At 70.2% G+C, this 24364-nt stretch carries 20 protein-coding genes and 1 pseudogene; 9 read left to right on the top strand and 12 right to left on the bottom strand.

Annotation, left to right across the window (positions count from 1 at the left end; translation table 11 throughout):
- Positions 1-6: 6 nt before the first annotated feature.
- The 10 genes and pseudogenes from K304_RS0115605 to K304_RS0115560 form a co-directional block, all read right to left on the bottom strand.
- Complete coding sequence (locus K304_RS0115605) at positions 7-891, bottom strand: carbohydrate ABC transporter permease (RefSeq protein WP_051308497.1); 885 nt, start codon at positions 889-891, stop codon at positions 7-9.
- Positions 888-1760, bottom strand: a complete 873-nt coding sequence (locus tag K304_RS29300; RefSeq protein WP_486591687.1) for a carbohydrate ABC transporter permease — start codon at positions 1758-1760, stop codon at positions 888-890. Before K304_RS29300 ends, K304_RS0115605 begins: the two co-directional genes overlap by 4 nt.
- Before the next feature lie 131 nt (positions 1761-1891).
- Entirely contained in the window at positions 1892-3169 is a 1278-nt protein-coding gene (locus K304_RS0115595) for a sugar ABC transporter substrate-binding protein (protein WP_037790591.1), read from the bottom strand.
- Between the two features lie 138 nt (positions 3170-3307).
- Complete coding sequence (locus tag K304_RS0115590) at positions 3308-4411, bottom strand: LacI family DNA-binding transcriptional regulator (RefSeq protein ID WP_027764504.1); 1104 nt, start codon at positions 4409-4411, stop codon at positions 3308-3310.
- Positions 4412-4642: 231 nt separating this feature from the next.
- A complete protein-coding gene (locus K304_RS0115585) occupies positions 4643-5236 on the bottom strand; it encodes a hypothetical protein (RefSeq protein WP_027764503.1) in 594 nt (197 codons plus the stop codon).
- A gap of 247 nt (positions 5237-5483) precedes the next feature.
- Positions 5484-6245, bottom strand: a pseudogene (locus tag K304_RS0115580) (succinate dehydrogenase/fumarate reductase iron-sulfur subunit); the annotation flags it as partial.
- Between the two features lie 215 nt (positions 6246-6460).
- Complete coding sequence (locus K304_RS0115575) at positions 6461-8386, bottom strand: fumarate reductase/succinate dehydrogenase flavoprotein subunit (RefSeq protein ID WP_027764501.1); 1926 nt, start codon at positions 8384-8386, stop codon at positions 6461-6463.
- Positions 8387-8409: 23 nt separating this feature from the next.
- Positions 8410-9270 (bottom strand): hypothetical protein, encoded by an 861-nt coding sequence (locus K304_RS0115570; RefSeq protein WP_027764500.1) that lies wholly within the window; start codon positions 9268-9270, stop codon positions 8410-8412.
- Positions 9271-9428: 158 nt separating this feature from the next.
- On the bottom strand, positions 9429-9722 hold the full coding sequence (locus K304_RS0115565; protein WP_027764499.1) for a hypothetical protein: 294 nt from the start codon (positions 9720-9722) through the stop codon (positions 9429-9431).
- 157 nt (positions 9723-9879) lie between these two features.
- On the bottom strand, positions 9880-10794 hold the full coding sequence (locus K304_RS0115560; RefSeq protein ID WP_027764498.1) for an SDR family oxidoreductase: 915 nt from the start codon (positions 10792-10794) through the stop codon (positions 9880-9882).
- Positions 10795-10912: 118 nt separating this feature from the next.
- Between K304_RS0115560 and K304_RS0115555 the strand changes: the two genes are divergently transcribed.
- Positions 10913-11776 carry an alpha/beta fold hydrolase gene (locus tag K304_RS0115555; protein ID WP_051308495.1) on the top strand — a complete coding sequence of 288 codons (864 nt, stop codon included), beginning with the start codon at positions 10913-10915 and terminating at the stop codon, positions 11774-11776.
- Between the two features lie 82 nt (positions 11777-11858).
- Here the strand turns inward: K304_RS0115555 and K304_RS0115550 are convergent, their stop codons facing one another.
- The gene (locus K304_RS0115550; protein ID WP_027764496.1) at positions 11859-12377 is read right to left on the bottom strand and encodes a hypothetical protein; all 519 of its coding nucleotides are present in this window, start codon (positions 12375-12377) and stop codon (positions 11859-11861) included.
- 294 nt (positions 12378-12671) lie between these two features.
- Here K304_RS0115550 and K304_RS0115545 point away from each other — a divergent pair, with 294 nt between their 5' ends.
- Together K304_RS0115545 and K304_RS0115540 are read left to right on the top strand one after the other, a co-directional pair.
- Entirely contained in the window at positions 12672-13100 is a 429-nt protein-coding gene (locus K304_RS0115545; protein WP_027764495.1) for an SRPBCC family protein, read from the top strand.
- Between the two features lie 194 nt (positions 13101-13294).
- Positions 13295-13846: a Uma2 family endonuclease gene (locus K304_RS0115540; protein ID WP_486591685.1), complete on the top strand. Its 552-nt coding sequence runs from the start codon at positions 13295-13297 to the stop codon at positions 13844-13846.
- A 73-nt stretch (positions 13847-13919) separates the two neighbouring features.
- Here K304_RS0115540 and K304_RS0115535 read toward each other — a convergent pair whose 3' ends face one another.
- Positions 13920-14453: a hypothetical protein gene (locus K304_RS0115535; RefSeq protein ID WP_027764493.1), complete on the bottom strand. Its 534-nt coding sequence runs from the start codon at positions 14451-14453 to the stop codon at positions 13920-13922.
- Positions 14454-14669: 216 nt separating this feature from the next.
- On the opposite strand from K304_RS0115535, the gene K304_RS29295 reads away from it, so the two are divergent.
- The 6 genes from K304_RS29295 (at position 14670) to K304_RS0115505 (ending at position 24355) form a co-directional block, all read left to right on the top strand.
- Positions 14670-16610: an ABC transporter family substrate-binding protein gene (locus K304_RS29295; protein ID WP_037790587.1), complete on the top strand. Its 1941-nt coding sequence runs from the start codon at positions 14670-14672 to the stop codon at positions 16608-16610.
- 262 nt (positions 16611-16872) lie between these two features.
- The gene (gene typA, locus K304_RS0115525; protein ID WP_027764492.1) at positions 16873-18741 is read left to right on the top strand and encodes a translational GTPase TypA; all 1869 of its coding nucleotides are present in this window, start codon (positions 16873-16875) and stop codon (positions 18739-18741) included.
- A 532-nt stretch (positions 18742-19273) separates the two neighbouring features.
- On the top strand, positions 19274-20305 hold the full coding sequence (locus tag K304_RS0115520) for an ABC transporter permease (protein WP_027764491.1): 1032 nt from the start codon (positions 19274-19276) through the stop codon (positions 20303-20305).
- A 100-nt stretch (positions 20306-20405) separates the two neighbouring features.
- Positions 20406-22196, top strand: coding sequence for an ABC transporter substrate-binding protein (locus tag K304_RS0115515; protein WP_027764490.1), 1791 nt, complete (start codon positions 20406-20408; stop codon positions 22194-22196).
- 108 nt (positions 22197-22304) lie between these two features.
- Complete coding sequence (locus tag K304_RS0115510) at positions 22305-23282, top strand: ABC transporter permease (protein ID WP_027764489.1); 978 nt, start codon at positions 22305-22307, stop codon at positions 23280-23282.
- 11 nt (positions 23283-23293) lie between these two features.
- The gene (locus tag K304_RS0115505; protein ID WP_027764488.1) at positions 23294-24355 is read left to right on the top strand and encodes an ABC transporter ATP-binding protein; all 1062 of its coding nucleotides are present in this window, start codon (positions 23294-23296) and stop codon (positions 24353-24355) included.
- Positions 24356-24364 lie beyond the last annotated feature (9 nt).

The raw sequence follows: 24364 nt of genomic DNA, 5'->3' as shown, positions 1-24364 counted from the left end.
GGCGGGCTACTTGAGTCCGGCGGTGGCGATGCCCTGGGTGAAGTACCGCTGGAGCACGACGAAGACCAGCAGCACCGGCAGCACCACCAGGAACGCGCCGGCCATCAGCACGCCGTTGGAGCCGTCCGCCTTCGTCGGGTCGATGGCGAAGGTGGCCAGGGCCACCGGCAGTGTGTACCGGTCGGGGTCGTTGGTCGCGACCAGCGGCCAGAGGAAGTTGTTCCAGGAGCCGAGGAAGGTGAAGATCGTCAGCGTCGCCAGCGCGGGCTTGACCAGCGGCATCGCGATGCGCCAGAAGATGTACCACTCGCTCGCCCCGTCGATCCGCGCGGCCTCCAGGAGTTCGTCCGGCACCGACAGCATGAACTGCCGCATCAGGAAGACCCCGAAGGCGCCGGCCGCGAACGGCAGGATCAGTGCCGCGTAGCTGTCGATCAGGCCCATCCTGCTCATCATCACGAACATCGGCATCAGCATGAGCGTGCTGGGCACCATCAGCGCGCCCAGCACGACCGCGAACACCGGGCCCCGGCCGAGGAAGTTCAGCTTGGCCAGCGCGTAGCCGAGCATCGAGCAGAAGACCAGGTTGCAGACCGTCACCGCCACCGCCACCAGGGTGGAGTTGAAGAAGTGGAGCCCCATGTCGAGCAGGTCGAGCAGTTCCCGGAAGTGCTCGAGCGTCCACTGCGTGGGAATCCAGACGGTGGGGCTGGCGCCCAGTTCGCGGTCGGTCTTGAAGGCGGACAGCACCATCCAGACGAACGGCGCCAGCATGGCGACCACCCCGGCCGTCAGCCCGGCGTAGACGAGTCCTCTGCGCAGGCGGGCGGCGTTGCGGCGTCGACGGGCGGCCTGGTGTCCGGCGGATGCGCCGGGTGCGGTGGTGGTCATCGCGTCCTGTCCCTCAGCAGACGGAGCTGGAGCAGCGTGATCGCGAGGATCACGGTGAACAGCACGTACGCCATGGAGCTGGCGTAGCCCATGTGGAAGAAGTCGAAGCCCTCCTGGTACATGTGCAGCGACACGGTGAGCGTGCTGTCGCCCGGGCCGCCGTCGGTCATCACGAACGGCTCCTCGAAGACGTTGAGGAAGGCGATCGAGGTCATGACCGACACGTAGAGCATGGTCGGGCGCAGCAGCGGCACGGTGATGCGGCGGAACTCCTGCCAGATGCCGGCGCCGTCGATGCGTGCCGCCTCCCGCACCTCGGTGGGGATGGCCTGGAGGCCCGCGAGGAACAGGACCATCGCGGTCCCGAGGTTGCGCCACACCGCCATCACGATCAGCGAGGGCATGGCGAGGATCTCGGAGCCGAGGAAGTTCGGCCCGTCCAGCCCGACTTCGGCGGCCAGGCCGGCGATCAGCCCGTCGGCCGGGTCGAGCACGAAGCGCCACACCACCGCGACGGCGACGATGCTGGTCACCACCGGCGCGTAGAAGCCGACGCGGAAGAAGGTGCGCATCCGCTCGACCCCGGAGTTGAGCAGGACGGCGGCGGCGAGCCCGGTCCCCACGGTGAGCGGCACCCCGAGGACGACGAAGTAGGCGGTGTTGAACAGCGCCGTGGTGAACTTCTCGTCCTCGAAGAGCCGGGTGTAGTTCTCCAGGCCGATGAACTCCGCGCCGAACGGGTCGGTGACGTCCCGCAGCCCGAAGCTGGTGAAGCTCATCACGAGGGTCGCGAGGATCGGGAACGCCATGAACGTCCCGAAGACCGCCAGGAACGGCGTGGAGAAGAGCCACCCGGCGAGGTTCTGCATGCTGAGCCTGTCGCGCCGGGGGCGCCGCGGCCCCCGCCCCGCCCCCGGCGCGGTCGGCTGCTTCGCCGTGCGCCGGGGGGTGGGGCCGGTGGTGCCGGGCGGCCCGGAGGCGGTGGTCGCGGACATCGGCCTCAGCCCGCCAGGCCCTCGGTGGCCTGCTGGAGCCAGGCGGCGGCCTTCTTCGGGTCCTCGCCCTTCTGGGTGACGCGGGAGACGGCCTCGTCGACCTTCGCGGCGAACTCCTCCCACTTCTCCATCGGCGGGATGGGCTCGGAGCTCTCCAGTTGGGTGCGGAAGACGTCGAGGCCCTTGGTGCCGGAGACCTCCGGCTCGTCCCAGGCGGCCTGGTTCGCGGGAAGCGAGCTGGACATCTCGTACCAGTCGGCCTGTTCCTTCGTGCCGGTCAGGTAGGCGGTGAACTTCTCGGCAGCGGCCTTGTGCCCGCTGTCGGCGAAGGTCACCAGGCTGGAGCCGCCGACCCAGGACTTGCCGCCGTCGGGGCCGGCCGGCAGCGGCACGGCCGCCCAGTCGCCCTTGATCTGCGGCTGCTGCTCGTTCAGCAGGTTCACGATCCACGGTCCGGAGACGAACATCGGCGTGCGGTCGTTGCCGAAGGTCTTCACCGGGTCGAAGCCGGGCGGCACGCTCTTGGCGGAGAGGCCCTTCTCGGCGTAGGCGCCGTACTCGGTGAGCGCCTCGACGGTCTCGGGGGAGTTCAGCGCGGGCTTGCCGTCCTCGCCGAGCAGCGAGCCGCCGGCGGAGAACAGGAACGGTACGAACGTCTGCCACGCGCCGGTGTTGGACGGCTGGAGGTAGGCGCCCCACTGGGTCCCGGCCTTCTCCTTGTAGCCGGAGGCCAGGGAGCTCATGTCCTCCCACGTCTCGGGCGCCTCGTCGATCCCGGCCTTCTCCGCCAGGTCGGTGCGGTAGTACAGCACGCGGGTGTCCACGTACCAGGGGACGCCGTACGTCTCGCCGTCCTTGACGTTCCCCTCCCAGGCCGCGGGGAAGAAGTCGGACTTCTGGAAGGTCCGGGTGTCCACGGGCTCCAGCGCGTCCAGCGCGATGAACTCGCCCATCATGGTGCTGCCCATCTGTGCCATGTCCGGCAGCTCGCCCGCCGCGACGGCGGAGATCAGCTTCTGGTGCACCACGTCCCAGCCGATCGGGGTGACCTCGACGGTGATGTTCGGGTTCTCCTTCTCGAACTCCTCGCCGAGCGTCTGCAGGTGCTTGCCCTCCTCGCCCATGCCCCAGACGGTGAGGGTCTGCTTCTCGTCCGCGGCTTTCTGCTCGCCGTCGCCGCCGCTGCCGCCGCAGGCGGTCAGCAGCAGCGCACTCGCAGCGGTGACGGCCGCCAGGGTGGTGCGTGGACGGGACGCCGTGGGAAGACGGGGGATGAGCTTCATCGGCTCCTCCTGAGGGCTTGGAGCGGGAGCTGGCGGGGGACCCGGCGTTGTGGGGACGCTGGCGGGGTGTGGGGGGTGGAGCGCTTGTAAGCGCATACATAACTCGTCCCGGCGGGCGGGTCGCAAGGTCCCCGTGTATTACGAATAGGTAACGGAATCCGAGCTTCCGTCGTCGCAGCCGCAGCTTCTCCGCCGGATCACCGACACCGGGAGCACCACGGACACCGGCTCCGCCTTGCGGTCCTCCAGGCGCGCCACCAGCAGTTCCACGGCCTTCTCGCCCAGCCGCCGCATCGGCTGCCGCACCGTCGTCAGCGCCGGGGTCACCAGCCGGCCGAGCGGAATCCCGTCGAAGCCCACCACGGCCAGGTCCTCCGGCACACGCACCCCGCGTCGTCGCAGCGCGGCCAGGGCGCCCACCGCCATCTGGTCGTTGGCGAAGACGACGCCTTCCGGGCGCTCACCGGAGCCCCCCACGGCAAGCAGCTCGCCGACGGCCCGGTGTCCCTCCGCCTGCGTCAACTCCGCCCGGACGTCCGGCCGCTCGGGCACCGGCAGGCCGGCCTCCCGGTGCGCCGCCTGGAAACCGCGGAAGCGCGCTTCGCCGTCGGGCGAGTCCGGGGTGCTGCCGACGAACGCCAGCCGCCGCAGCCCGTGGTCGGCGATCAGGTGCCGGGTCAGCGCCAGCTCCCCGTCGCGGTTCGCCACCTCGATGTGGTCGAGGTGGTCCAGTGACGCGTCCTCGCGCGGCCCGGCGAGCATCACGACCGGCAGCCGCCGGGCGATCACCTCCAGGTCCTCGACCGGCACCGTCTGGGACAGCACGGCGAACCCGTCGACGCGGCCGGCGACCTCCGCGACCAGGTTCTCGGGACCCTCGGCGAGCGAGGCGGCGATCAGCAGGGCGTAGCCCCGGCGCCGTGCGGCCCGTTCCATGCCGCGGATGATCTCGTCGGAGTACAGCATCAGCTCCGACCCGTCGGGGGCGCCGTCGGACTCCCCGTCCGGGTCCTCGGCATCGGGATCGGCGTAGTCCGGGAAGCACAGCCCCAGCACGCGCGTCGTGCGGCTGGCGAGGCCGCGGGCGCTCCCGCTGGGGACGTAGCCGAGAGTGCGGGCGGCGGCCATCACCTTGGCGCGGGTGCCGGCCCGCACGGACTCCGGGTTGCGGTAGACGCGGGAGACGGTGGCGATCGAGACGCCGGCCTGCTCGGCGACGTCGTACACGGTGGGAGCACTCACTGGAACGACGCTCACCTGCTTGCTCTGACGAAAGAGCGCTCAGGCTACGTCGCTCCCTCAGCGCCGGGCAAGGCGCGCCGGCCCCGTCCGGGCGGGCTCCCCTCCGGCCCGCCCGGCGGCCGGAGACGGCGCGGCGGGGCGGCCGGGAGTCGGTCCTTGCCGCCCGGCCGCCCCGCCACACTCGTGCCGTACTGCCGACTCGCGGACGGCAGCGCCTCCGATTTGTGGCCTCTAGGGGGCGACGCCGGCGAGCTTCACCGGACGGTAGGGCTTGTACTCGCTGCCGGCGCCGAGGCCGTAGTCGAGCACGCGGTGGTCCGTGCCGTGCCCGCCACGCTGCTCGTAGGCGGAGTAGGCGCTGTGCGAGGCGTCCGTCCACTTCTCGAAGATCACCACGTGGCGTGTGGTGTTCGAGCCGTCGGCGTCGATGAGCAGGTCGCCGGGTTTCAGGTTCTTGAGCTTGATCGGCGTGGTGAGGTCCCGGCTGCCGGCGAGTCCGACCGTGTTGGGGCCGGGCTTCGCCAGGCCCAGCGTCATCGAGACGTATCCCGAGCAGTCCTGGCGGTATCCGTCGGACCACGTCCGGGTCTGGCTGTAGGGCACCTGGGAACCGTTGTTGGCCGTCAGCCAGGAGTCCGCGCGGTTGAGCATCTGGCCGGGGGTGAGACCGGCGGCCTGCTGCTGCGACGCGGGGGCCCGCTCGACCGTGGGAGGCGCCGTGGCGGCGGACGCCGGGGCGATCACGCTCAGGGCCGTGAGACAGCCTGCGGCTCCGGTCGCCACCGCGATGCCGGAGCGGCGGCTCGTGCGGGAAAGCAACGACATGAGGGTGCTTCCTTCCTGTGGGGGGAAGTTGCGCACCGGCCCCGGACGTGGGGTTGGGGCCGGACCGACGGACCCGGCAGGCCCGGCGGTCGCCTCATCGTGACGCAGATCACCGCCGCGGCGGGCGGTGCGGCGTGACCTTCCACGCTTCGGTCACCAAGCCGTCGCATCGGCGCCGGGGTTCCTCCACGGACCCCGCCCCCCTGGTCCCGTCCGGCGGGCCCGAGGGCCCGCCGGACAGCACGCCCTAACGGCGGCGGATCTTGTTCCCGAGCCAGACCAGGGGGTCGTACTTGCGGTCCGCGGCCCGCTCCTTGAGCGGGATCAGGGCGTTGTCGGTGATCTTGATGCCCTCCGGGCACACCTCCGTGCAGCACTTGGTGATGTTGCAGTAGCCGAGGCCGTGCTCGTCCTGCGCGGTGGTCTTGCGGTCCAGGCCGTTCTCCTCGGCGGCGTCCAGCGGGTGCATGTCGAGCTCGGCGATCCGCATGAGGAAACGGGGGCCCGCGAAGGACTCCTTGTTCTCCTCGTGGTCACGCACCACGTGGCAGGTGTCCTGGCACAGGAAGCACTCGATGCACTTGCGGAACTCCTGCGACCGCGCGACGTCCTCCTGCTGCATCCGGTACTCGCCCGGCGCCACACCCTTCGGCGGCACGAAGGACGGCACCTCGCGCGCCTTGGTGTAGTTGAAGGACACGTCCGTGACCAGATCGCGGATCACCGGGAAGGTGCGCATCGGCGTGACCGTGATGGTGTCGGCCGGGCTGAAGACCGACATCCGCGTCATGCACAGCAGCCGCGGCCTGCCGTTGATCTCCGCGCTGCACGAACCGCACTTGCCCGCCTTGCAGTTCCAGCGCACGGCGAGGTCGGGCGCCTGGGTGGCCTGGAGCCGGTGGATGATGTCGAGGACGACCTCGCCCTCGTGCACCTCGACGGTGAAGTCCTCCAGGCCGCCGCCCTCGGTGTCGCCGCGCCACACCCGGAAGTGCGCCTGGTAGCTGCTGCTTGCGGACGTGCCGCCGGCGGACGGGGCGCGGCCGTCACGCGGCTCGCCGCCGGCAGCGTCCTTCAGGCCACCGCCGCCCGGCGCCTGGGTGGCCTCGCCCATCGCGCCCGCGTCGCTCTCGCGGGCGATCGCCGGCTCGCGCTCCCGGTCGTCGTCCGGGGCGCGGTCCGGACCGTCGGCCATGGCTCCACTGGTGGTGCCGCTCGTGCTGCTCACTGGTCGGTCAGCTCCTCGTCCGTCAGGTACTTGATCAGCTCCTCCTTCTCGAAGAGCCCCAGCAGATCCGCACGGATCGGCGGCATGTCGCGGCGACGCAGCGCGATCTGCCCCGGCCCCTCGTCGTCGTCCGCCAGCGAGCAGACGAGGTTGACCTTCCGCCAGTCGTGGGCCATGTCCGGGTGGTCGTCGCGTGTGTGGCCGCCGCGCGACTCGGTGCGTTCCAGCGCGGCACGCGCCACGCATTCGCTGACCAGCAGCATGTTCCGCAGGTCGATGGCCAGGTGCCAGCCCGGGTTGAACTGGCGGTGCCCCTCCACGCCCGCGCGGGCCGCGCGCAGCCGCAGCTCGCCGAGACGCTGGAGCGCCTGCGCCATCTCCTCGTCCCGGCGGATGATGCCGACCAGGTCGTTCATCGCCTGCTGGAGTTCCTGGTGGATGGTGTACGGGTTCTCGCCCGTCTCGGCGGAGGCCGTCTCCTCGGCGCTGAACGGCCGGAGCGCCTCCGCCGCCGCCGCGTCGATCTCGGCGTCGTCCACCACCGGACGGGCGTCCGGCGCCGTGCTCCTGGCGTGCTCGGCGGCGTACAGGCCCGCCCGGCGCCCGAAGACCAGCAGGTCGGAGAGGGAGTTGCCGCCCAGCCGGTTGGAGCCGTGCATGCCGCCGGACACCTCGCCCGCGGCGTACAGCCCGGGCACGCCGGTCGCCTCGCCGGTGTCGGGGTCGACGTCCACGCCGCCCATGACGTAGTGGCAGGTGGGGCCGACCTCCATCGGCTGTGCGGTGATGTCGACGTCCGCCAGCTCCTTGAACTGGTGGTGCATCGAGGGCAGCCGCCGCTGGATCTCCTCGGCCGGCATGCGGGTGGAGACGTCGAGGAAGACGCCGCCGTGCGGGGTGCCGCGTCCGGCCTTGACCTCGGAGTTGATGGCGCGGGCCACCTCGTCGCGGGGGAGCAGCTCGGGCGGGCGCCGGTTCTTGTCCGGGTCGGTGTACCAGCCGTCCGCCTCCTCCTCGGAGGTGGCGTACTTGTCCTTGAAGACGTCCGGCACGTAGTCGAACATGAAGCGCTTGCCGTCGGAGTTCTTGAGCACGCCGCCGTCGCCGCGCACGGACTCGGTGACCAGGATGCCCTTCACCGAAGGCGGCCAGACCATCCCCGTGGGATGGAACTGCACGAACTCCATGTTGATCAGCGACGCACCGGCCAGCAGCGCCAGCGCGTGGCCGTCGCCGGTGTACTCCCAGGAGTTGGACGTCACCTTGAACGACTTGCCGATGCCTCCGGTGGCCAGCACCACCGCGGGAGACTCCAGCACGAAGAACCGGCCGGACTCGCGTTCGTAGCAGAAGGTGCCGGCCACCCTGTTGTCGGCGGAGCCGTCCTTGAGCACGCGGGTGACCGTGCACTCCTGGAAGACCTTCAGCCGGGCCTCGTAGTCGCCGGACTCCTCGAAGTCCTCCTGCTGGAGCGACACGATCTTCTGCTGGAGGGTGCGGATCAGCTCCAGGCCCGTACGGTCGCCGACGTGCGCGAGGCGCGGGTACTCGTGGCCGCCGAAGTTCCGCTGGGAGATCTTCCCGTCCTTGGTGCGGTCGAAGAGCGCACCCCAGGTCTCCAGCTCCCAGACGCGGTCCGGGGCCTCCTTGGCGTGCAGTTCGGCCATCCGCCACTGGTTGAGGAACTTGCCGCCGCGCATCGTGTCGCGGAAGTGGACCTGCCAGTTGTCGCCGGAGTTGACGTTGCCCATGCTGGCGGCGATGCCGCCCTCGGCCATGACCGTGTGCGCCTTGCCGAACAGCGACTTGCAGATCACCGCCGTCCGCATGCCCTGTTCGCGCGCCTCGATGGCGGCGCGCAGCCCGGCGCCGCCGGCGCCGACGATCACCACGTCCCACTGCTGGCGTTCGACTTGCGTCATCTTGTCTTCGCTGTCCTCTCGAATCAGAAGAACCGCGGGTCGTCGAACGCCCCGATGGCCAGCAGGTACACGTACAGGTCCGCCAGCGCCACGCTGATCAGCGACGCCCAGGCGAGCAGCATGTGGCGGGCGTTGAGCTTCCCGACCCAGCCCCACATGCGGTATCGCACCGGGTGCTTGGAGAAGTGCTTGAGTCGCCCGCCGATGATGTGGCGGCAGGAGTGGCAGGAGAGGGTGTAGAGCCAGATGAGCACGATGTTCGCGACGAACACCAGGGTGCCCAGGCCCATGTGGCCCCACTCGTAGTCCGCGTTGCGGAAGGCGAGCGCGGTGTCCCAGGTGAGGATGACGGCGACCAGCAGCGCGGCGTAGAAGAAGTACCGGTGCAGGTTCTGGAGGATCAGCGGGAAGCGGGTCTCGCCGCTGTACTTCGCGTGGGGCTCCGCGACCGCGCAGGCCGGGGGCGACGCCCAGAAGCCGCGGTAGTACGCCTTGCGGTAGTAGTAGCACGTCAGCCGGAAGCCGAGCGGGAAGATCAGGATCAGCAGCGCGGGCGACAGCCCCCACCAGCTGCCGAAGATCTCCCAGTTCGGGCCGCCCTTCATGGGCACGCAGCTCTCCGCCAGGCAGGGCGAGTAGAACGGCGAGACGTACGGCGCCGCGTAGTAGTCGGCGTTCGCGAAGGCGCGCCACGTCGAGTAGACGATGAACGCCAGCAGGCCGGCGGCGGTGGCGGCCGGCGGCAGCCACCAGCGGTCCACGCGCAGGTGGCGCTGCGGAATCGCGGCGCGCCCGGGGGCGTCGGTGACGCCGCCGGGCGCGGAACGGGGTCCGGGGCTGTCCGGCCCCGTGGGCTCGGTGGGGTGTGTGGTTCCGGTGGCCAAGGGTCGACTCCGTCGAGGGGAGGGTGGCGGGCGGTTGCGCGGGGGACGCGGCGGCGCGTGGCCGGGCACGGCGGTGGGCCGGGCGGGTGGCCAACGCGCCGGCGCGCGCCGGGGTCACGCCTGCGTCAACGCGGCGTGCACCCCGGCGCGGCCGGGTATCAGGGCGCGTGCCGGTCCCGTGCGCCGAGCCCCTCGTCCTCCGCGTCCGTCCACAGCGCCGCGTCGTACGGCGCGTCGGGGATGGTCACCATCTCGGGACGCGGAGCGGGTGACGCCTCCGTGCCGCCGGTGGCGGCCCGGAGCAGCGCCAGGGATTCCCGCAGGTGCTCGGCGTCGCTGCGTACCCGCCTCATCTCCAGTCCGCTGCCGACCTGTTGTTCCAGGCGGGTCACACAACGGGTGAGATCGTCCAGGCAACGCTGGACGCTGGTCATGTCGTCCTGCAGGGTCATGTGCTGGGGCACCTCCGCTTCGGTGCGGGTGGCTCGGCTGGTCCGCCAGAGTGTTCTACGTCACACACGCGTTGTGAAGAGCGCGGACGGGGATTCGCTCTGCGGGGTACACGACTGACCCGTTCGAGTGAGGTGTCCGGGGCGGGCCGGACACCCCTCAGCGGTAGCCCGTGACGTCCGCCGGCCTGCCGGGGTCCTGCACCTCGACCAGGTAGCGCCAGGCGTCCGGGCGGCTGCCGTCGAGATCGGTGAAGCCGTACTCACGCGCCAGCCCGCCGCTGGAGAGCGAGTCGCCGTTCCAGCGCGCCACCTCCGGGTCCGCGGCAAGCGCCGCCACCGCCCGGCCCACGAAACGCGGGGTCTCGGAGATCGCGAAGTGCGGCTGATCCGTGAGCGCCTCCCGCCAGTTCTCCTCGGCGACGCCGAACGCGTCGAGCATGAGTTCCGACCGCATCCATCCCGGGGTGAGCGCCACCGCCGTCGCGCCCCGCGGGCCCAGCTCGCGGCTCAGTCCGAACGCCATGCGCAGTACGGACGACTTGGCGAGGTCGTAGAAGAACGACACCCGGTAGTTCCGGGCGTTGTACTCGGCGGTGCCGTCGGTCATCTCCACCACCAGACCGCCCGGGTTCCGCAGCAGCAGCGGCAGCGCGTGGTGGCTGGTGATCGCGTGCGTCTCGACGGCGAGGCGCAGCAGGCGCAGGCCGGCGTCCAGGTCGTGCTCCCAGACCGGGGCGTCCCAGTCGAAGAGCTTCTCGCCGCCCCAGATGTCGTTGACCAGCACGTCCAGCCGGCCCTGCTCGGACTCGATCCGCTCCACCAGCGTGCGCACCTGCGCCGGGTCGAGGTGGTCCGTGGGCACGGCGATGCCGTGCCCCCCTGCTGCGGTGACCAGGTCGGCGGTGTCCTCGATGGTCTCCGGCCGGTCGTACTCCGACCGCCGCCCGCGCGTGGTCCGCCCGGTGACGTACACCGTCGCCCCGGCCGCGCCCAGCTCCACGGCGGTGCCCCTCCCGGCTCCGCGCGTCGCCCCGGCGACCAGCGCGACCCGCCCGTCCAGTGCTCCTGCCACGTTCCTCTCCCGTCCTTGCGCGCCCGAGCGATGATTTTCCGGGCCCGGTGCCGTCCGTACCGGTGAACCTCACCACAGTGCACCGCGCGGTGCCTCGGATTTCCATCAGGAGCGGGCCATGGCGACGACATCACAGAGCGCGGCGATCGAGCAGGGATCCGTCGTCTCGGCGGACGGCACGGAGATCGTCTACGACCGCCGCCGCGGCGGCGGCGCGGGCACCGTCATCCAGATAGGCGGCGCGTTCAGCTACCGGAAGTTTCCCAAGATGGCGCAGCTGGCCGAGGCGCTCGTCCGGGACCACGGGCTGACGGTGCTCACCTACGACCGGCGCGGTCGCGGTGACAGCGGTGACACTCCGGGTGTGTACGACGTGCGGCGCGAGATCGACGACCTGGTGGCGCTGGCGGAGGCCGAGGGCGGGCCGGACAACGATCTCTCGTTGTTCGGCTGGTCCTCGGGCGCCGCCCTCGCGCTGCTCGCCGCCGCAGGCGGCCGGCTGCCCGGGCTGGTGCGCGTCGTCGCGTTCGAGCCGCCGTTCGTCGTCGACGACGAACACCACGTTCCGCCCGCCGACCTGCAGACACGGCTGCATGCGCTGATCGATGCCGGCCGCCGGGACGAGACCGTGCGGTACTTCATGACGCGGGGCATGGGCGTCCCGTCCTTCGTCGTCGCGGCGATGCGGTTCACGCCGTTCTGGCCGAAGCTCCGGGCCACGGCGCCGGCCACCGCGCACGACTGGGCGGTGATGGCGCCCTACATGCGCGGGGAGCCGCTGCGACCGGAGGACTGGGCCGGGGTGACGGCGCCCACCCTGGTGATCTCCGGCGAGAAGAGCGACCCGTTGCTGCGCAAGGGTTCCCGTGCGATCGCCGGCCTGCTGCCCGCGGCCGAGCACAGGATGCTGAGCGGACTGTCCCACAACCCGAAGGTCGGGCTGTTGGCACCGGAGGTGGGGGAGTTCCTCGCCGGCCGCTGACGGGAGGGGCGGGACCGGAAGAGCGACGAGGGGCGTCGGCCCGGGGGGACCGACGCCCCGCTGCTGCCACGGTGGTGCGGTGTCAGCAGCGCTTGGAGCTTGCGGCCTGGCCGGCCAGCGGGTCGCCCGCGGCGCGGAGGGAGCCGACGGCGGCGGTGCACTCCGAGGTGGTGTCGGCCGGGTTGGACCAGTACTCCTTCCCGTTGGTGTTCAGCCAGGTGCGCTTGCCGACGAACTCGTCGCGGCTGTAGCTGTAGACGCCGACCGAGACGTCGTAGTCGCCGTGCGAGGCGCGGAAGCTCTGCCACACCCACAGGTAGCCGTAGTTCTCCCCGCAGGACGGCGAGTAGAACTGCTTGACGGAGCCGATCCGCTGCCCGTCGCGGACGATGTATCCGGCGGTGCCGATCTCGTACGCGTCGGTGCAGACGCCGGCCGCCTGGGCGCGGGCGCTCAGCGGGTTGCCGGCGGCGGAGGGCGCGGTGGACGCGGCCTTGCGTTGCTTGTCCGGCGCGGGCCCCGTACCGGCGACGGCGGAGGCTGCCGGCAGCAGCGCCAGCGCACAGGCGGTGGCGGCGATCGCGGTCGTTCGTGCACGCATCGAGGTGTCCCCCTTGCTTCGGTCTGACGGGTCGGCGGAGCGCACACGCGGCAGGCGCACGCGTTCCACGCTGCGGACGGGCAACGCGAAGAACGTCATCTGTCCGCTTCTTCCGCCTTGTCGGACACGCGGGGCCGGTGGAGGGTTGCCCGCGTGTGGGGGCGCGTTCGCCGCAGGGGGGTGTGCGCCCCCGGCGCTGACGCGCGAGCCGCACCGCCCGGTCATGAAAGCGGCGCGGCGGGGTACGCGGGGTGCCAACTCCCCTTCGTACACATGGGAAAGAGGTGGAGAAACGTGTCGTCCTCCCTCGTGGAGACCGTGGACGTCGACGCCCCGGTGGCGGTGACCTGGGCGCTGTGGAGCGACGTGACGCGCTGGCCGGAGTTCCTCAGCCACGTGCAGAAGGTCGCGCGCATCGACGACCGGACCTTCTCGTGGTGGCTCGCCCTGCCCGGCGCGGACAAGGCGTTCACCGCCGAACTCACCGAGGTCGTCCCCCACGAGCGGATCGCCTGGCGCACGATGGACGGAGTCGAGCACGCCGGCGTGGTCACCTTCCACCACGTCAGCGACACGCGGACGCGGGTGGCGCTCCAGATCGAGTACAACCCGCGCGGCTTCGTGGAGCACCTGGGCGCGCTCACCAACCTCGACTCCGTCCTCGCTCACTACGACCTCGGCGAGTTCCAGCGTGCGGCGGAGAAGGCGGCCGGCAACGCCTGAACGGTTCGCCTGAACGGAGTGCGGAGTCGGGGTGACCTGCAGAAACGTATCCGCTCACGCGTTCGAGTGAACGAGGTCCGTTCTCGTGGTGGTCGGCTCGCTTAGGGTGAGAACGTCGCTCCGTAAACAGGAGGAGGCCCGCCATGGTGCTGACCGTCCCGGAGCGTACGACGTGCGCTGACGAGGATGACCGTATGGACGATCCGATGGCCCGGTCCGTGGAAGAAGCCTTCGACTCCCTCAGCACGGCCGCTCCCGAGGGGTGGCGCGTGGAGTTGATCGAGGGGGAGATCCACGTGACCCCACCGGCGAACGGTGAGCATGAGGAGATCGTTTCGGAGCTGACCGCCCAGGTGGTGCTCCAACGCCGGAAACTGGGGCGCTACACCGGCCTCGGGCTGAACATCCCCGGGGCTTCGGTGACGGGCAAGGTGATTCCCGACCTGGTCGTGGCGCCCAAGGGGGCGTTCGCCGACCAGGAGGAGTACCACGACCCCGCCCCCGTGCTGCTCGTCGGCGAGGTGACGTCCACGTCGACGGCGGAGAAGGACCGCGCCGGGAAGCTCAGGGGATACGCGGCCGCGGGCGTCCCCCTCTATCTCCTCGTCGACAGGCAGGCCGGCACGGTCAGGGTCTACTCCGAGCCGCTGGACGGCCGGTACACCCACCTCGAGGAGACGTCCTTCGCCAAGACCCTCACCCTGCCGGAACCGCTGGCGATCGAGCTGGACACCTCCGAGTTCTGAACCGCCGTCAGCGTCCGGCGGGGCCCCTCGGCCGCGGACGGCCCGGCGGTCGCTCCGTGCGGTCCGCCGCCGGTCAGTCCGCGGTCCGGGTGTGCGGGCCGCGGTCGCGGACTCGGCGCACGTGCTCCAGCGAGTCCGCGAGTTCGGAGAACCAGTCGGCGGCGTTGGCGTGGACCTGGCGCACGCACCAGGCGAGCGCCTCGCTGCGACTCCGGGCCACGCCGCCCGCGATCAGCACGTCGAGCACCTGACGCTCGGGCTGGCGCAGGCGTGACATCACCGGCGCCGAGACGTTGGTGAACACCGCCTCCAGGTCGTCGCACCGGGCGCCCCAGGAGACCTTGCGCCCGAACCGGCGTTCGGCCTCGCGGGCCACGGCCATCCGTGCCTCCCGGGTGCGTTCCCGGAATTCGTTGAGCCGGCCTTCCGCCGCAGCCTCCCGCTCCTCCGGCGAGACGTCGTCGGCGAGCCTGGGCCCGGTGATCCGTCCGACGACGGTGATCTCCTCGCGGTCCACCGTCACGTCGGGCAGTTCCTCGTACACCTCGTCCGGCAGGCGGCCGGCGAACCAGCCGCGCAGCTTCTCACGCTCTTGCTGGGTAATCATGTAATTCAGATTACACCCCGCTCTCGGCGGGGCGGGGCGCCCGCGGACGTGTGCGCCGGGCGGGTGGCGTCGGCACACGGATGGACCTGCCCGGATGCCGCACCGCGTCCGGTCGCTTTCAGTGGGTGCGTACCGAGCCCGTGCACCACACGGCCCACCTGCGACGACCCGCCGGCCCACCCGGGGCGGCGTCCGCGCGCCCCGGAGGTTCCCGCGATGCCAGCCGCACCAGCCATCGACACCGCCGCGCGGCGCTGCGCGGCCGTACTCGCCGCCGGCGGCCTGCTGCTGCCGCTCGCCGCGTGCACCTCGGGCGGAGACGACGCCCCGCACGGCGACAGCGGAGCCGCCCGGGACGTGCGCGCCGTCTCCCGCGACGACGTCGCCGACGGAGGAACGCTGAGCTGGGCCGTCGACGCGATGCCCACCACGCTGAACGTCTTCCAGCCCGACGCCACCGGTGCCACCACCCGCATCGCGGAGGCCGTGCTGCCCGCCCTGTTCACGTTGGACAGCCGGGGCCGACCCCAGCGGAACGGCGACTACCTCGAATCCGCCGAGGTCACCGAGACCGAACCCCGGCAGACGGTCGTCTACACCCTCGCCGAGGACGCACGCTGGAGCGGCGGCCGTGCCCTCTCCGCCGCCGACTTCCGCGCCCAGTGGAAGGCGCTCGGCGGTGGCGACAGCGCCTACTGGACGGCCCGCAACGCAGGCTACGACCGGATCGCGAAGGTGGCGGCGGGCGACACCCCCCGCCAGGTCGAGGTCACCTTCAAGAAGCCGTACGCCGACTGGGAGTCGCTCTTCACACCGCTCTACCCGAAGTCGGTGATGGGCAGCCCCGACGGCTTCAACGAGGAGGCACGCACCCGGCTGCCCGCCTCCGGCGGGCCCTTCGCCGTGAAGCCGTTCGGGAAGAAGGACGACCGGGTCACCCTCGTGCGCAACGACGCCTGGTGGGGGGACGAGGTGAAGCTGGACCGGATCGCGCTCACGGTCGTGCCGCGCGCCGAACGCGGCGCGGCGCTCGCCGCCGGGAAGGTCGACGTCGCCGAAGTCACCCCGAAGCTCGCCGAGCGCATCGACGGCGTCCACACCACCGACGCCAAACCCCGCGACAAGGAGAGGGCCGACGGCAAGACCGCCGGGAAGTCCCGGAAGGATGCCCGGAAGAAGACCGGCGACCTCGGGACGTACGACGTGCGCCGCGCCCTTGCCCCCGCCTACACCCAGCTCGCCCTGAACGGCGCCTCCGGCCCGCTCGGCGACGAACGCGTGCGCCGCGCCCTCGCCCGGGCGCTGGACCGGGGGGCGCTCGCGGAGAAGGCGCTCGCCGGCCTGGGGCTGCCGGCCCAGGCGCTCGGCAGCCACCTGCGGATGCGCGACCAGGCCGGATACCAGGACAACAGCGCCGCTCTCGGCGGCCGCGACGTCGAGTCCGCGCAGGCCCTGCTCGCCGACGCGGGCTGGGAGAGCGGAGCCCCCGCCACGGGCGACGACCCGGACGCCCCGGTCGACGCCAAGGAGAAGGGCGACGAGGAAGGGAAGAACCGCGACGGCGAGCGGGCCGAGCAGCGCGCCGACGAGATGAAGAGGCTGGAGGCCGGCCGCGCCGCCGCCGTCCGCACCAAGGGCGGCAACCCGCTGGCCCTGCGCTTCCTGGTCCCGGACGGCCCCGGCAGCGCCCTCACCCGTGCGACGGCCGAGCAGATCTCGGACCAGCTCGCCGAGGTCGGCATCCGCACCCGCATCGAGCGGGTCGAGGACGAGAGCCTGTTCCGCGACCACATCGCGTCCGGCGACTTCGACCTGGCCCTGTACGCGTGGCCGGCGAGCGCGTTCCCCGCGACCGACGCCGGACCGATCTTCGCCAAGCCCGTCCCGGCGGGGAACGGCTCCCTCACCGTGCGCCAGAACTACACCCGGGTCGGAACCGACCGCATCGACCAGCTCTTCGCCGCGGCCGTCGGCGAGCTGGACCGGGAGGAGCGCCAGAATCTGCTGAGCCGCGCCGACTCCCGCATCTGGGCGGCCGCCGGCTCGGTGCCGCTGTACCAGCGTCCCCAGCTCGTCGCGGTCCGCGAGGACCTGGCCAACGTCGGCGCGTACGGCTTCCAGACCCCGCGCTACCAGGACATCGGCCGCACGGAGTAAGCCGCCGTCGTCGGTACGGCCGCCTCGCCCGCCCGGTCACCCCGGGTGGACGGCGAGGCGGCCGTGCCGTGCGACCGGACGCGGCGCCGGGCGCTAGCACACGCGCGTCCGCACGTCGAGACCCGGGGGCGGCGGCGAGGCCCCCGGCCCGTACCATGGGGCGGTAATGAGGCCGCGGCGCACAGCACAGTGATGAGCCCGGCGACCGCGCGGACCGGATCGGTCGCGCCGTCATCCACGACTCCGGGAGAAGCGCCCACGCATGCCCACCCGCCACGATATTCGTAACGTCGCCATCGTCGCCCACGTCGACCACGGCAAGACGACCCTGGTCGACGCCATGCTCAAGCAGGCGGGGGCGTTCGCCGCACACCAGCTCGAGTCGGTCGACGACCGGGTGATGGACTCGAACGACCTGGAGCGCGAGAAGGGCATCACCATTCTCGCCAAGAACACCGCCGTGAAGTACCACCGCAAGGGCGGCGACCCGGTCGTCATCAACATCATCGACACCCCGGGCCACGCCGACTTCGGCGGCGAGGTGGAGCGCGGCCTGTCCATGGTCGACGCCGTCGTGCTGCTGGTGGACGCCTCCGAGGGCCCGCTCCCGCAGACCCGCTTCGTGCTGCGCAAGGCGCTCCAGGCGCGGCTGCCGGTGATCCTCTGCATCAACAAGACCGACCGGTCCGACGCCCGCATCTCCGCGGTCGTCGACGAGACCTACGACCTGTTCCTCGACCTGGACGCCGACGAGGACCAGATCGAGTTCCCGATCGTGTACACCTGCGCCCGGGACGGCGTGGCCTCGCTGACCCAGCCGGACGACGGCACCGTGCCCGCCGACAGCGACAGCCTGGAGCCGTTCTTCACCACGCTGCTGGAGACCGTGCCCGCCCCCACGTACGAGGAGGACGCGCCGCTCCAGGCGCACGTCACCAACCTCGACGCGGACAACTTCCTCGGCCGCATCGCGCTGCTCCGGGTGAAGAACGGCGAGCTGCGCAAGGGCCAGACGGTGGCCTGGATGAAGCGCGACGGAACGGTCCAGAACGTGCGCATCAGCGAACTGATGATGACGGACGCGCTGACCCGCAAGCCCGCGGAGAAGGCCGGCCCGGGCGACATCTGCGCGGTGGCCGGCATCCCGGAGATCATGATCGGCGAGACCCTCGCCGACGCGGAGAACCCGGTGGCGCTGCCGCTGATCACCGTGGACGAGCCGGCCATCTCCATGACCATCGGCACCAACACCTCGCCGCTCGTCGGCAAGGGCGGCAAGGGCCACAAGGTCACCGCGCGGCTGGTGAAGGACCGCCTGGACCGCGAGCTGATCGGCAACGTCTCGCTCCGCGTGCTGCCCACCGAGCGTCCGGACGCGTGGGAGGTGCAGGGCCGCGGCGAGCTGGCGCTGGCCATCCTGGTGGAGACCATGCGGCGGGAGGGCTTCGAGCTGACCGTCGGCAAGCCCGAGGTGGTCACCCGGGAGATCGACGGCAAGCTCCACGAGCCCGTCGAGCGGATGACGATCGACTCGCCCGAGGAGCACCTCGGGGCCATCACCCAGCTGATGGCCTCCCGCAAGGGCCGCATGGAGACCATGACCAACCACGGGTCGGGCTGGATCCGGATGGAGTTCCTGGTGCCGTCGCGCGGCCTGATCGGCTTCCGGACGGAGTTCCTGACCGAGACCCGCGGCACCGGCATCGCGCACTCCATCTCGGAGGGCCACGAGCCGTGGTTCGGGGACCTGCGCACGCGCAGCAGCGGCTCGCTGGTCGCGGACCGGGCGGGCAAGGCGACCCCGTTCGCGATGATGAACCTCCAGGAGCGCGGCACGATCTTCATCGAGCCCGGCACCGAGGTGTACGAGGGCATGCTCGTCGGGGAGAACTCCCGCGCCGACGACATGGACGTCAACATCACCAAGGAGAAGAAGCTCACCAACATGCGCGCCGCCTCCGCGGACACCACGGAGAACCTGGTGCCGCCGCGGAAGCTCTCCCTGGAGCAGTCGCTGGAGTTCTGCCGTGAGGACGAGTGCATCGAGGTGACGCCGGAGACGGTGCGCATCCGCAAGGTCGTCCTGGACCAGAAGGAGCGCGCCCGCACGGCCTCCCGCGCCAAGCGCTGACGACGGGGCGCCGGGAGGCGCCCCGGCACGCCCGTACGACGGCCCGGGGGCCGGCGACGTCACGTCGCCGGCCCCCGGGCCGTCGAGGTGTGCCCGCGTGCCCCGTGTGTCCGTCGTTGCCTCTGTTCGATCGCGCATCGGCCGCCGATCGGGTGGTGAGGTCTACCCGCGTGGACTGAGCAGGCGAAAGACCGAATCCGTGTCGCGAAACAGGAGAGACTGTGGAGACGCCTGTACGGAGTTCAGTTCTCCACGTTCGTATATCGGCGTGGCGACGGCCACGTTGCGAGATGGTGAACGCGTTTCGCATAGGTTCGTCCGTTTTTGTCTACTACGATCGCTCTCTGTCAAGCACGCTGGGACGTCAATCTGCGCAATCTTCGCTCAAGATGCACCCCGAGCTCATAAGCCAACCCCAACACCTCTTGACTGAGCACTTATTCACTTGCAAAAGTCCGCTCAACCCCAGGCGCACCCCGGTGCCATCCAGACGGGGTCAGCGAAGTACCACTAACGCAGGGGCTAACACGCGATGACAAGTCCAACCCAGGCGCCCTCCGTCGAGACCGACACCCCCGGTACCGGCGAAGTGAGCCTGAGCAAGGATGCGGCCGGCCAGAGCGGCGAGCAGAGTCTCTCTCCCGGCCAGCTGATGTGGCGACGCTTCAAGCGCGACCGCACCGGCGTGATCTCCGCATGCGTGGTGATCTCCTTCTTCGTGGTCGCCGCACTGGCTCCGGTGATCTCGATGCTGTACGGCAAGAACCCGTACACCCTGTACGGACAGGACACGCCCGGACTGCTGGACGCGTTCAACTATCCCGCTGGCTCCTATGGCGGTATGTCCTCCGAGTTCTGGTTCGGTGTGGAGCCCGTGCTGGGCCGCGACGTCTTCACCCAGCTGCTGTACGGCATGCGCACCTCGCTCTTCACCGCGCTCGTCTGCACCATCCCGATGGTCCTGCTCGGTATCCTGGTCGGCCTGGTCAGCGGTTACTTCGGCGGCAGGGTCGACTACTGGCTCGGCCGGATCACCGACTTCATGATGGCGCTGCCGGGTCAGCTGACCCTGATCGCCACCATGCCGGTCGTGCTGGCCCTGTTCGTGTCGCCCACCAAGGAGACGCCGGTCTACGTGCAGTTCTGCGCAATCGTCGTCGTGCTGGCGGTGCTCGGCTGGATGGGCATGGCGCGCCTGGTGCGCAGCTCGGCGCTGACGCTCCGCGAGCGGGAGTTCGTGGAGGCCGCGAAAGTGTCCGGGGCGTCCCCGTGGCGGATCATCCGCAAGGAGCTGCTGCCGAACCTGATGACGCCGATCCTGGTGCAGGCCACCTACATGCTGCCCTCGGCGATCCTGACTGTGGCGTTCCTGTCCTACGTGGGTGCGGGCTACGTCGAACCGACCCCCGACTGGGGGCGGATGTTCGCTGCGGCCGCGGACTACTACCAGTACGACCCCGCGTTCATGTTCTTCCCCGGCATCGCCATGGTGATCTTCGTCCTGGCGTTCAACCTCCTCGGCGACTCCGTGCGGGACGCCTTCGACCCCAAGTCCGGACGTTGACGGACGTCCACCCGGGGGGCTGCCACCCCCGCGTCCGGCCTACCGGGCTGCGAACCGGCAGCAGATGGATCCCAACTGACAGGCAGGTGTATTCGGCATCATGAGTTTCCTCCGTTCGCGCAGAATGCGCGGAGCCGCAGTCGCCTTGGCGGCCGGCTCACTGATTCTCACCGGCTGCAGCGGCGGTGGCGGCCAGGACAAGGGTCCGGGCAAGGACACCGACTTCGGCGACATCGAGGCGCAGTCGCAGCCGGTCACCTATGCGGACGCCGCCGCCTCGCAGGGCCCTGCCGACGAGGTCGAGGGTTCCTCCAAGGGCGGGACCGTCCGTGTCTACCAGCAGACGGACTTCACCCACCTGGACCCCGGCCAGATCTACGTCAGCGACGCCGGCAACCTGGCCGTGCTGATTCACCGTGGTCTCACCGCGACCAAGGAGAACGACGACGGGTCGAAGACCATCGTGGGCGACCTCGCCACCAGTGCCGGTGAGGTGTCCGACGGCGGCAAGACCTGGACGTACACGCTGAAGGACGGCGTCAAGGACCAGGACGGCGACACGATCACGTCCGCGGACGTCCGCCACACCTTCGAGCGCCTGTACGCCGAGGTCATCTTCGACGGCCCGACCTTCATCCAGAAGTGGCTGTCCGGCGACGACTACCGCAAGGCCCTCCCGGACGGTCCGTACAAGGGTGACCACCTGCCGGACAGCGTCATCGAGACGCCGGACGACAAGACGATCGTCTTCAAGTTCGACGCGCCGCAGAACGACCTGCCGCAGGCGCTCGCGATGGCCGGCTACGCGATCGTTCCCGAGGACGACGACACGCAGAAGAAGTACGACCAGAACCCGAAGGCGCTGGGTCCGTACAAGATCGGGGACTACAAGCCGGGCAAGTCGATGACGCTTGTCCGTAACGAGCACTGGGACGCGGAGACCGACCCGATCCGCCGCGCCTACCCGGACAAGTGGAAGTTCACGTTCAACCACGATGACGCGGACCAGACCCGCCGCATCCTCGCGGACAAGGGCGAGGCCCAGCGCGCGCTGCAGTTCAGCGGTGCCGTCTCCGCGGCCCAGCTCCGTGACGTGGTCACCAACGCCAAGGACCGCAGCGTCGCCGGCTACCAGCCGTACGTCTGGCAGCTGAACATGAACATGAAGCGCATCAAGGACAAGAAGGTCCGCGACGCCATCACCTACGCGCTGCCCGGTCCGGCCATCTTCGCCCCCGAGGGCGGCGAGTACGCGGGTGCCACCGCCGGCAACCTGTTCGCGCCGACGCTCCCCGGCCACGAGCCGGAGTACGACCCCTACGGTCGCCTGGACAACCCGAAGGGTCAGCCCGAGAAGGCCCGGGAGCTCCTGAAGGAGGCCGGCAAGGAGAACATGGAGCTGGTCTACGCCTTCGCCAACACCGACATCCGGCAGAAGCAGTCGGTCGTGATCGCCAAGGCGCTCGAGGAGGCCGGCTTCAACGTCCAGAAGAAGGCGGTCAACTCCCAGACCTGGTACGAGCAGATGGGCAAGGTCGACAACCCCTTCCACGTCTACATGACCGGCTGGGGCCAGGACTGGTCCTCGCCCTCCACGGTCATCCCGCCGGTCTACGACGGTGACGTGATCGCCGACGGTGCGTCGAACTACTCGCACATCGACGACCCGAAGACCAACAAGGACATCGACCGGATCCTGAAGATCAAGGACCCGGAGAAGGCCAACGAGGAGTGGGTCAAGCTCCACCACCACATCGTGGAGGAGATCAACCCGGCCGTCCCGCTCTACTACACCAAGACGATCCAGATTCACGGCTCGAAGATCGGCGGCGCGAAGTTCAGCACCGTCCGGAGCTACATCAACGTGAACCAGGTGTACGTCAAGCAGTAACAGCACCTCACCACGGGTTCCCGGGGGCTTCAGGCCCCCGGGAACCCGCCCGGGTGTTCAGCCCACGTTTCACCGTCGTAGCCGCCGCGCCGAGAGCAGCGAACCAACATGCTTAAATTCTTTCTCCGCCGATCGGTCGGCGGCCTCGTGATTCTCTTCCTGATCAGTGCGTTCACGTTCTTCATCTTCTTCGCGATCCCGCAGAACCCGGCCCTGCTGGCCTGCGGCAAGAACTGCACGCCGGAGAACGTCGCCCTGATCGAGAAGCAGATGGGGCTCGACCAGCCCGTTCCCGTGCAGTTCTGGGAGTTCATGAAGGGCATCGTCGCCGGCCGCAGCTTCGACGTCGGCCACTGCGACGCTCCGTGCTTCGGCGTCTCCTTCAACGACCAGCGCATGGTCTGGGACACGATCATCGACCGCCTCCCGCTGACCGTCTCGCTGACCCTCGGCGGCCTGGTGGTCTTCCTGACCCTCGGCATCGGCGCCGGCATGATCGCCGCCCGCAAGAAGGGCACGCTGATCGACAAGTCCTTCAGCTCCGCGTCGCTGGTGCTCAGCTCGCTGCAGATCTACTTCATCGGCCCGATCGTGGTCGGACTCCTGGTCTACAGCACCGGCCTGCTGCCGGCCCCCGAGTACGTGCCGCTCACGGAGAACCTCGGCGGCTGGTTCATCGGCCTGCTGATCCCGTGGTTCGTGATGTCGCTGATCTTCACCGCGAACTACACACGTATGTCCCGCTCCACGCTCATCGAGCAGTTGCAGGAGGACCACGTCCGGACGGCCCGGGCCAAGGGCATGTCCGGGAAGTACGTGTTCTTCCGCTACGCCTGGCGCGGCTCGCTGACCCCGATCGTCACCATCCTCGGCATCGACCTCGGAGCCCTGCTCGGCGGCGCCATCGTGACGGAGACGACCTTCAGCCTCGCCGGTCTCGGACGCCTCGTGGTGGACTCGGTGAACAACAAGGACCTGCCCATGACCATGGGCGTCATGCTGTTCGCCTCCGCCTTCATCCTGCTGCTCAACATCCTCGTGGACTTCGTGTACGGGTTCATCGACCCGCGCGTGCGCCTCGCCTAGGAGATCGACCCGTGACCACTCTCACCAAAACCGCGGACACCACGCCCCCGACCGGGGCGGACTCCTTCCTCTCCGTCCGCGACCTGCGCATCCGGTTCAGCACCGAGGGCGGCATCGTCAAGGCCGTCGACGGGCTCTCGTTCGACCTCGAGCGGGGCAAGACCCTGGGCATCGTGGGCGAGTCGGGCTCCGGCAAGTCGGTGACCAACCTGGCGGTGCTGGGCCTGCACAACCCGGTCAGCACCGAGATCACCGGCGAGATCCTGCTCGAAGGACAGGAGCTGACCGGCGCGCGCGAGAAGGACCTGGAGAAGCTGCGCGGCAACAAGATGGCCATGATCTTCCAGGACCCGCTGACGGCGCTGTCGCCGTACTACACGGTGGGCCGGCAGATCATGGAGCCGTACCGCAAGCACATGGGCGCGGGGAAGAAGGAGGCCCGTGAGCGGGCCATCGAGATGCTGCACAAGGTCGGCATCCCCAACCCCAAGGTCCGTGTCGACGACTACCCGCACCAGTTCAGCGGCGGCATGCGCCAGCGCGCCATGATCGCGATGGCCCTGGTCTGCAACCCCGACCTGCTGATCGCGGACGAGCCGACGACCGCGCTGGACGTGACCGTCCAGGCGCAGATCCTCGACCTGCTCAACGAGCTCCAGGAGGAGTTCGGCTCGGCGATCGTCTTCATCACCCACGACCTGGGCGTCATCGCCAACGTCGCGGACGACATCATGGTGATGTACGGCGGCCGGGCCGTGGAGCGGGGCACCACCGCGGAGGTGCTGCGGGCGCCGCAGCACCCCTACACCTGGGGCCTGCTGAGCTCGATGCCGCGCATCACCTCGAACGTGGACGAGGAGCTCGTCCCGATCGAGGGCACGCCGCCGAGCCTGCTCAACCCGCCGCCCGGCTGCCACTTCAACCCGCGGTGCGACTTCCAGGGCCAGGTCACCGGTGCTTCCTGCACCGCGGACCGTCCGCCGCTCCCCGAGGGACGCGGCGCGGCCTGCCACCTGACGCCGGAGCAGAAGCAGACCTTCTTCGTCGAGCAGATCAAGCCGCGGCTGGTCTAGGGAGAACGG

It is taken from the genome of Streptomyces sp. CNS606, assembly GCF_000426325.1.
Note: the sequence above shows the minus strand (reverse complement) of the source record. Positions and strands in the feature narration are given on the sequence as shown.

Coding starts and splice junctions, on each gene's coding strand:
- K304_RS0115585 (WP_027764503.1), bottom strand. CDS start 5,236: ATGTCGTTGCTTTCCCGCACGAGCCGCCGCTCCGGCATCGCGGTGGCG.
- K304_RS0115555 (WP_051308495.1), top strand. CDS start 10,913: ATGGCGACGACATCACAGAGCGCGGCGATCGAGCAGGGATCCGTCGTC.
- K304_RS0115540 (WP_486591685.1), top strand. CDS start 13,295: ATGGACGATCCGATGGCCCGGTCCGTGGAAGAAGCCTTCGACTCCCTC.
- typA (WP_027764492.1), top strand. CDS start 16,873: ATGCCCACCCGCCACGATATTCGTAACGTCGCCATCGTCGCCCACGTC.
- K304_RS0115520 (WP_027764491.1), top strand. CDS start 19,274: ATGACAAGTCCAACCCAGGCGCCCTCCGTCGAGACCGACACCCCCGGT.
- K304_RS29300 (WP_486591687.1), bottom strand. CDS start 1,760: ATGCAGAACCTCGCCGGGTGGCTCTTCTCCACGCCGTTCCTGGCGGTC.
- K304_RS0115575 (WP_027764501.1), bottom strand. CDS start 8,386: ATGACGCAAGTCGAACGCCAGCAGTGGGACGTGGTGATCGTCGGCGCC.
- K304_RS0115565 (WP_027764499.1), bottom strand. CDS start 9,722: ATGACCCTGCAGGACGACATGACCAGCGTCCAGCGTTGCCTGGACGAT.
- K304_RS29295 (WP_037790587.1), top strand. CDS start 14,670: ATGCCAGCCGCACCAGCCATCGACACCGCCGCGCGGCGCTGCGCGGCC.
- K304_RS0115515 (WP_027764490.1), top strand. CDS start 20,406: ATGAGTTTCCTCCGTTCGCGCAGAATGCGCGGAGCCGCAGTCGCCTTG.
- K304_RS0115510 (WP_027764489.1), top strand. CDS start 22,305: ATGCTTAAATTCTTTCTCCGCCGATCGGTCGGCGGCCTCGTGATTCTC.
- K304_RS0115595 (WP_037790591.1), bottom strand. CDS start 3,169: ATGAAGCTCATCCCCCGTCTTCCCACGGCGTCCCGTCCACGCACCACC.
- K304_RS0115535 (WP_027764493.1), bottom strand. CDS start 14,453: ATGATTACCCAGCAAGAGCGTGAGAAGCTGCGCGGCTGGTTCGCCGGC.
- K304_RS0115550 (WP_027764496.1), bottom strand. CDS start 12,377: ATGCGTGCACGAACGACCGCGATCGCCGCCACCGCCTGTGCGCTGGCG.
- K304_RS0115605 (WP_051308497.1), bottom strand. CDS start 891: ATGACCACCACCGCACCCGGCGCATCCGCCGGACACCAGGCCGCCCGT.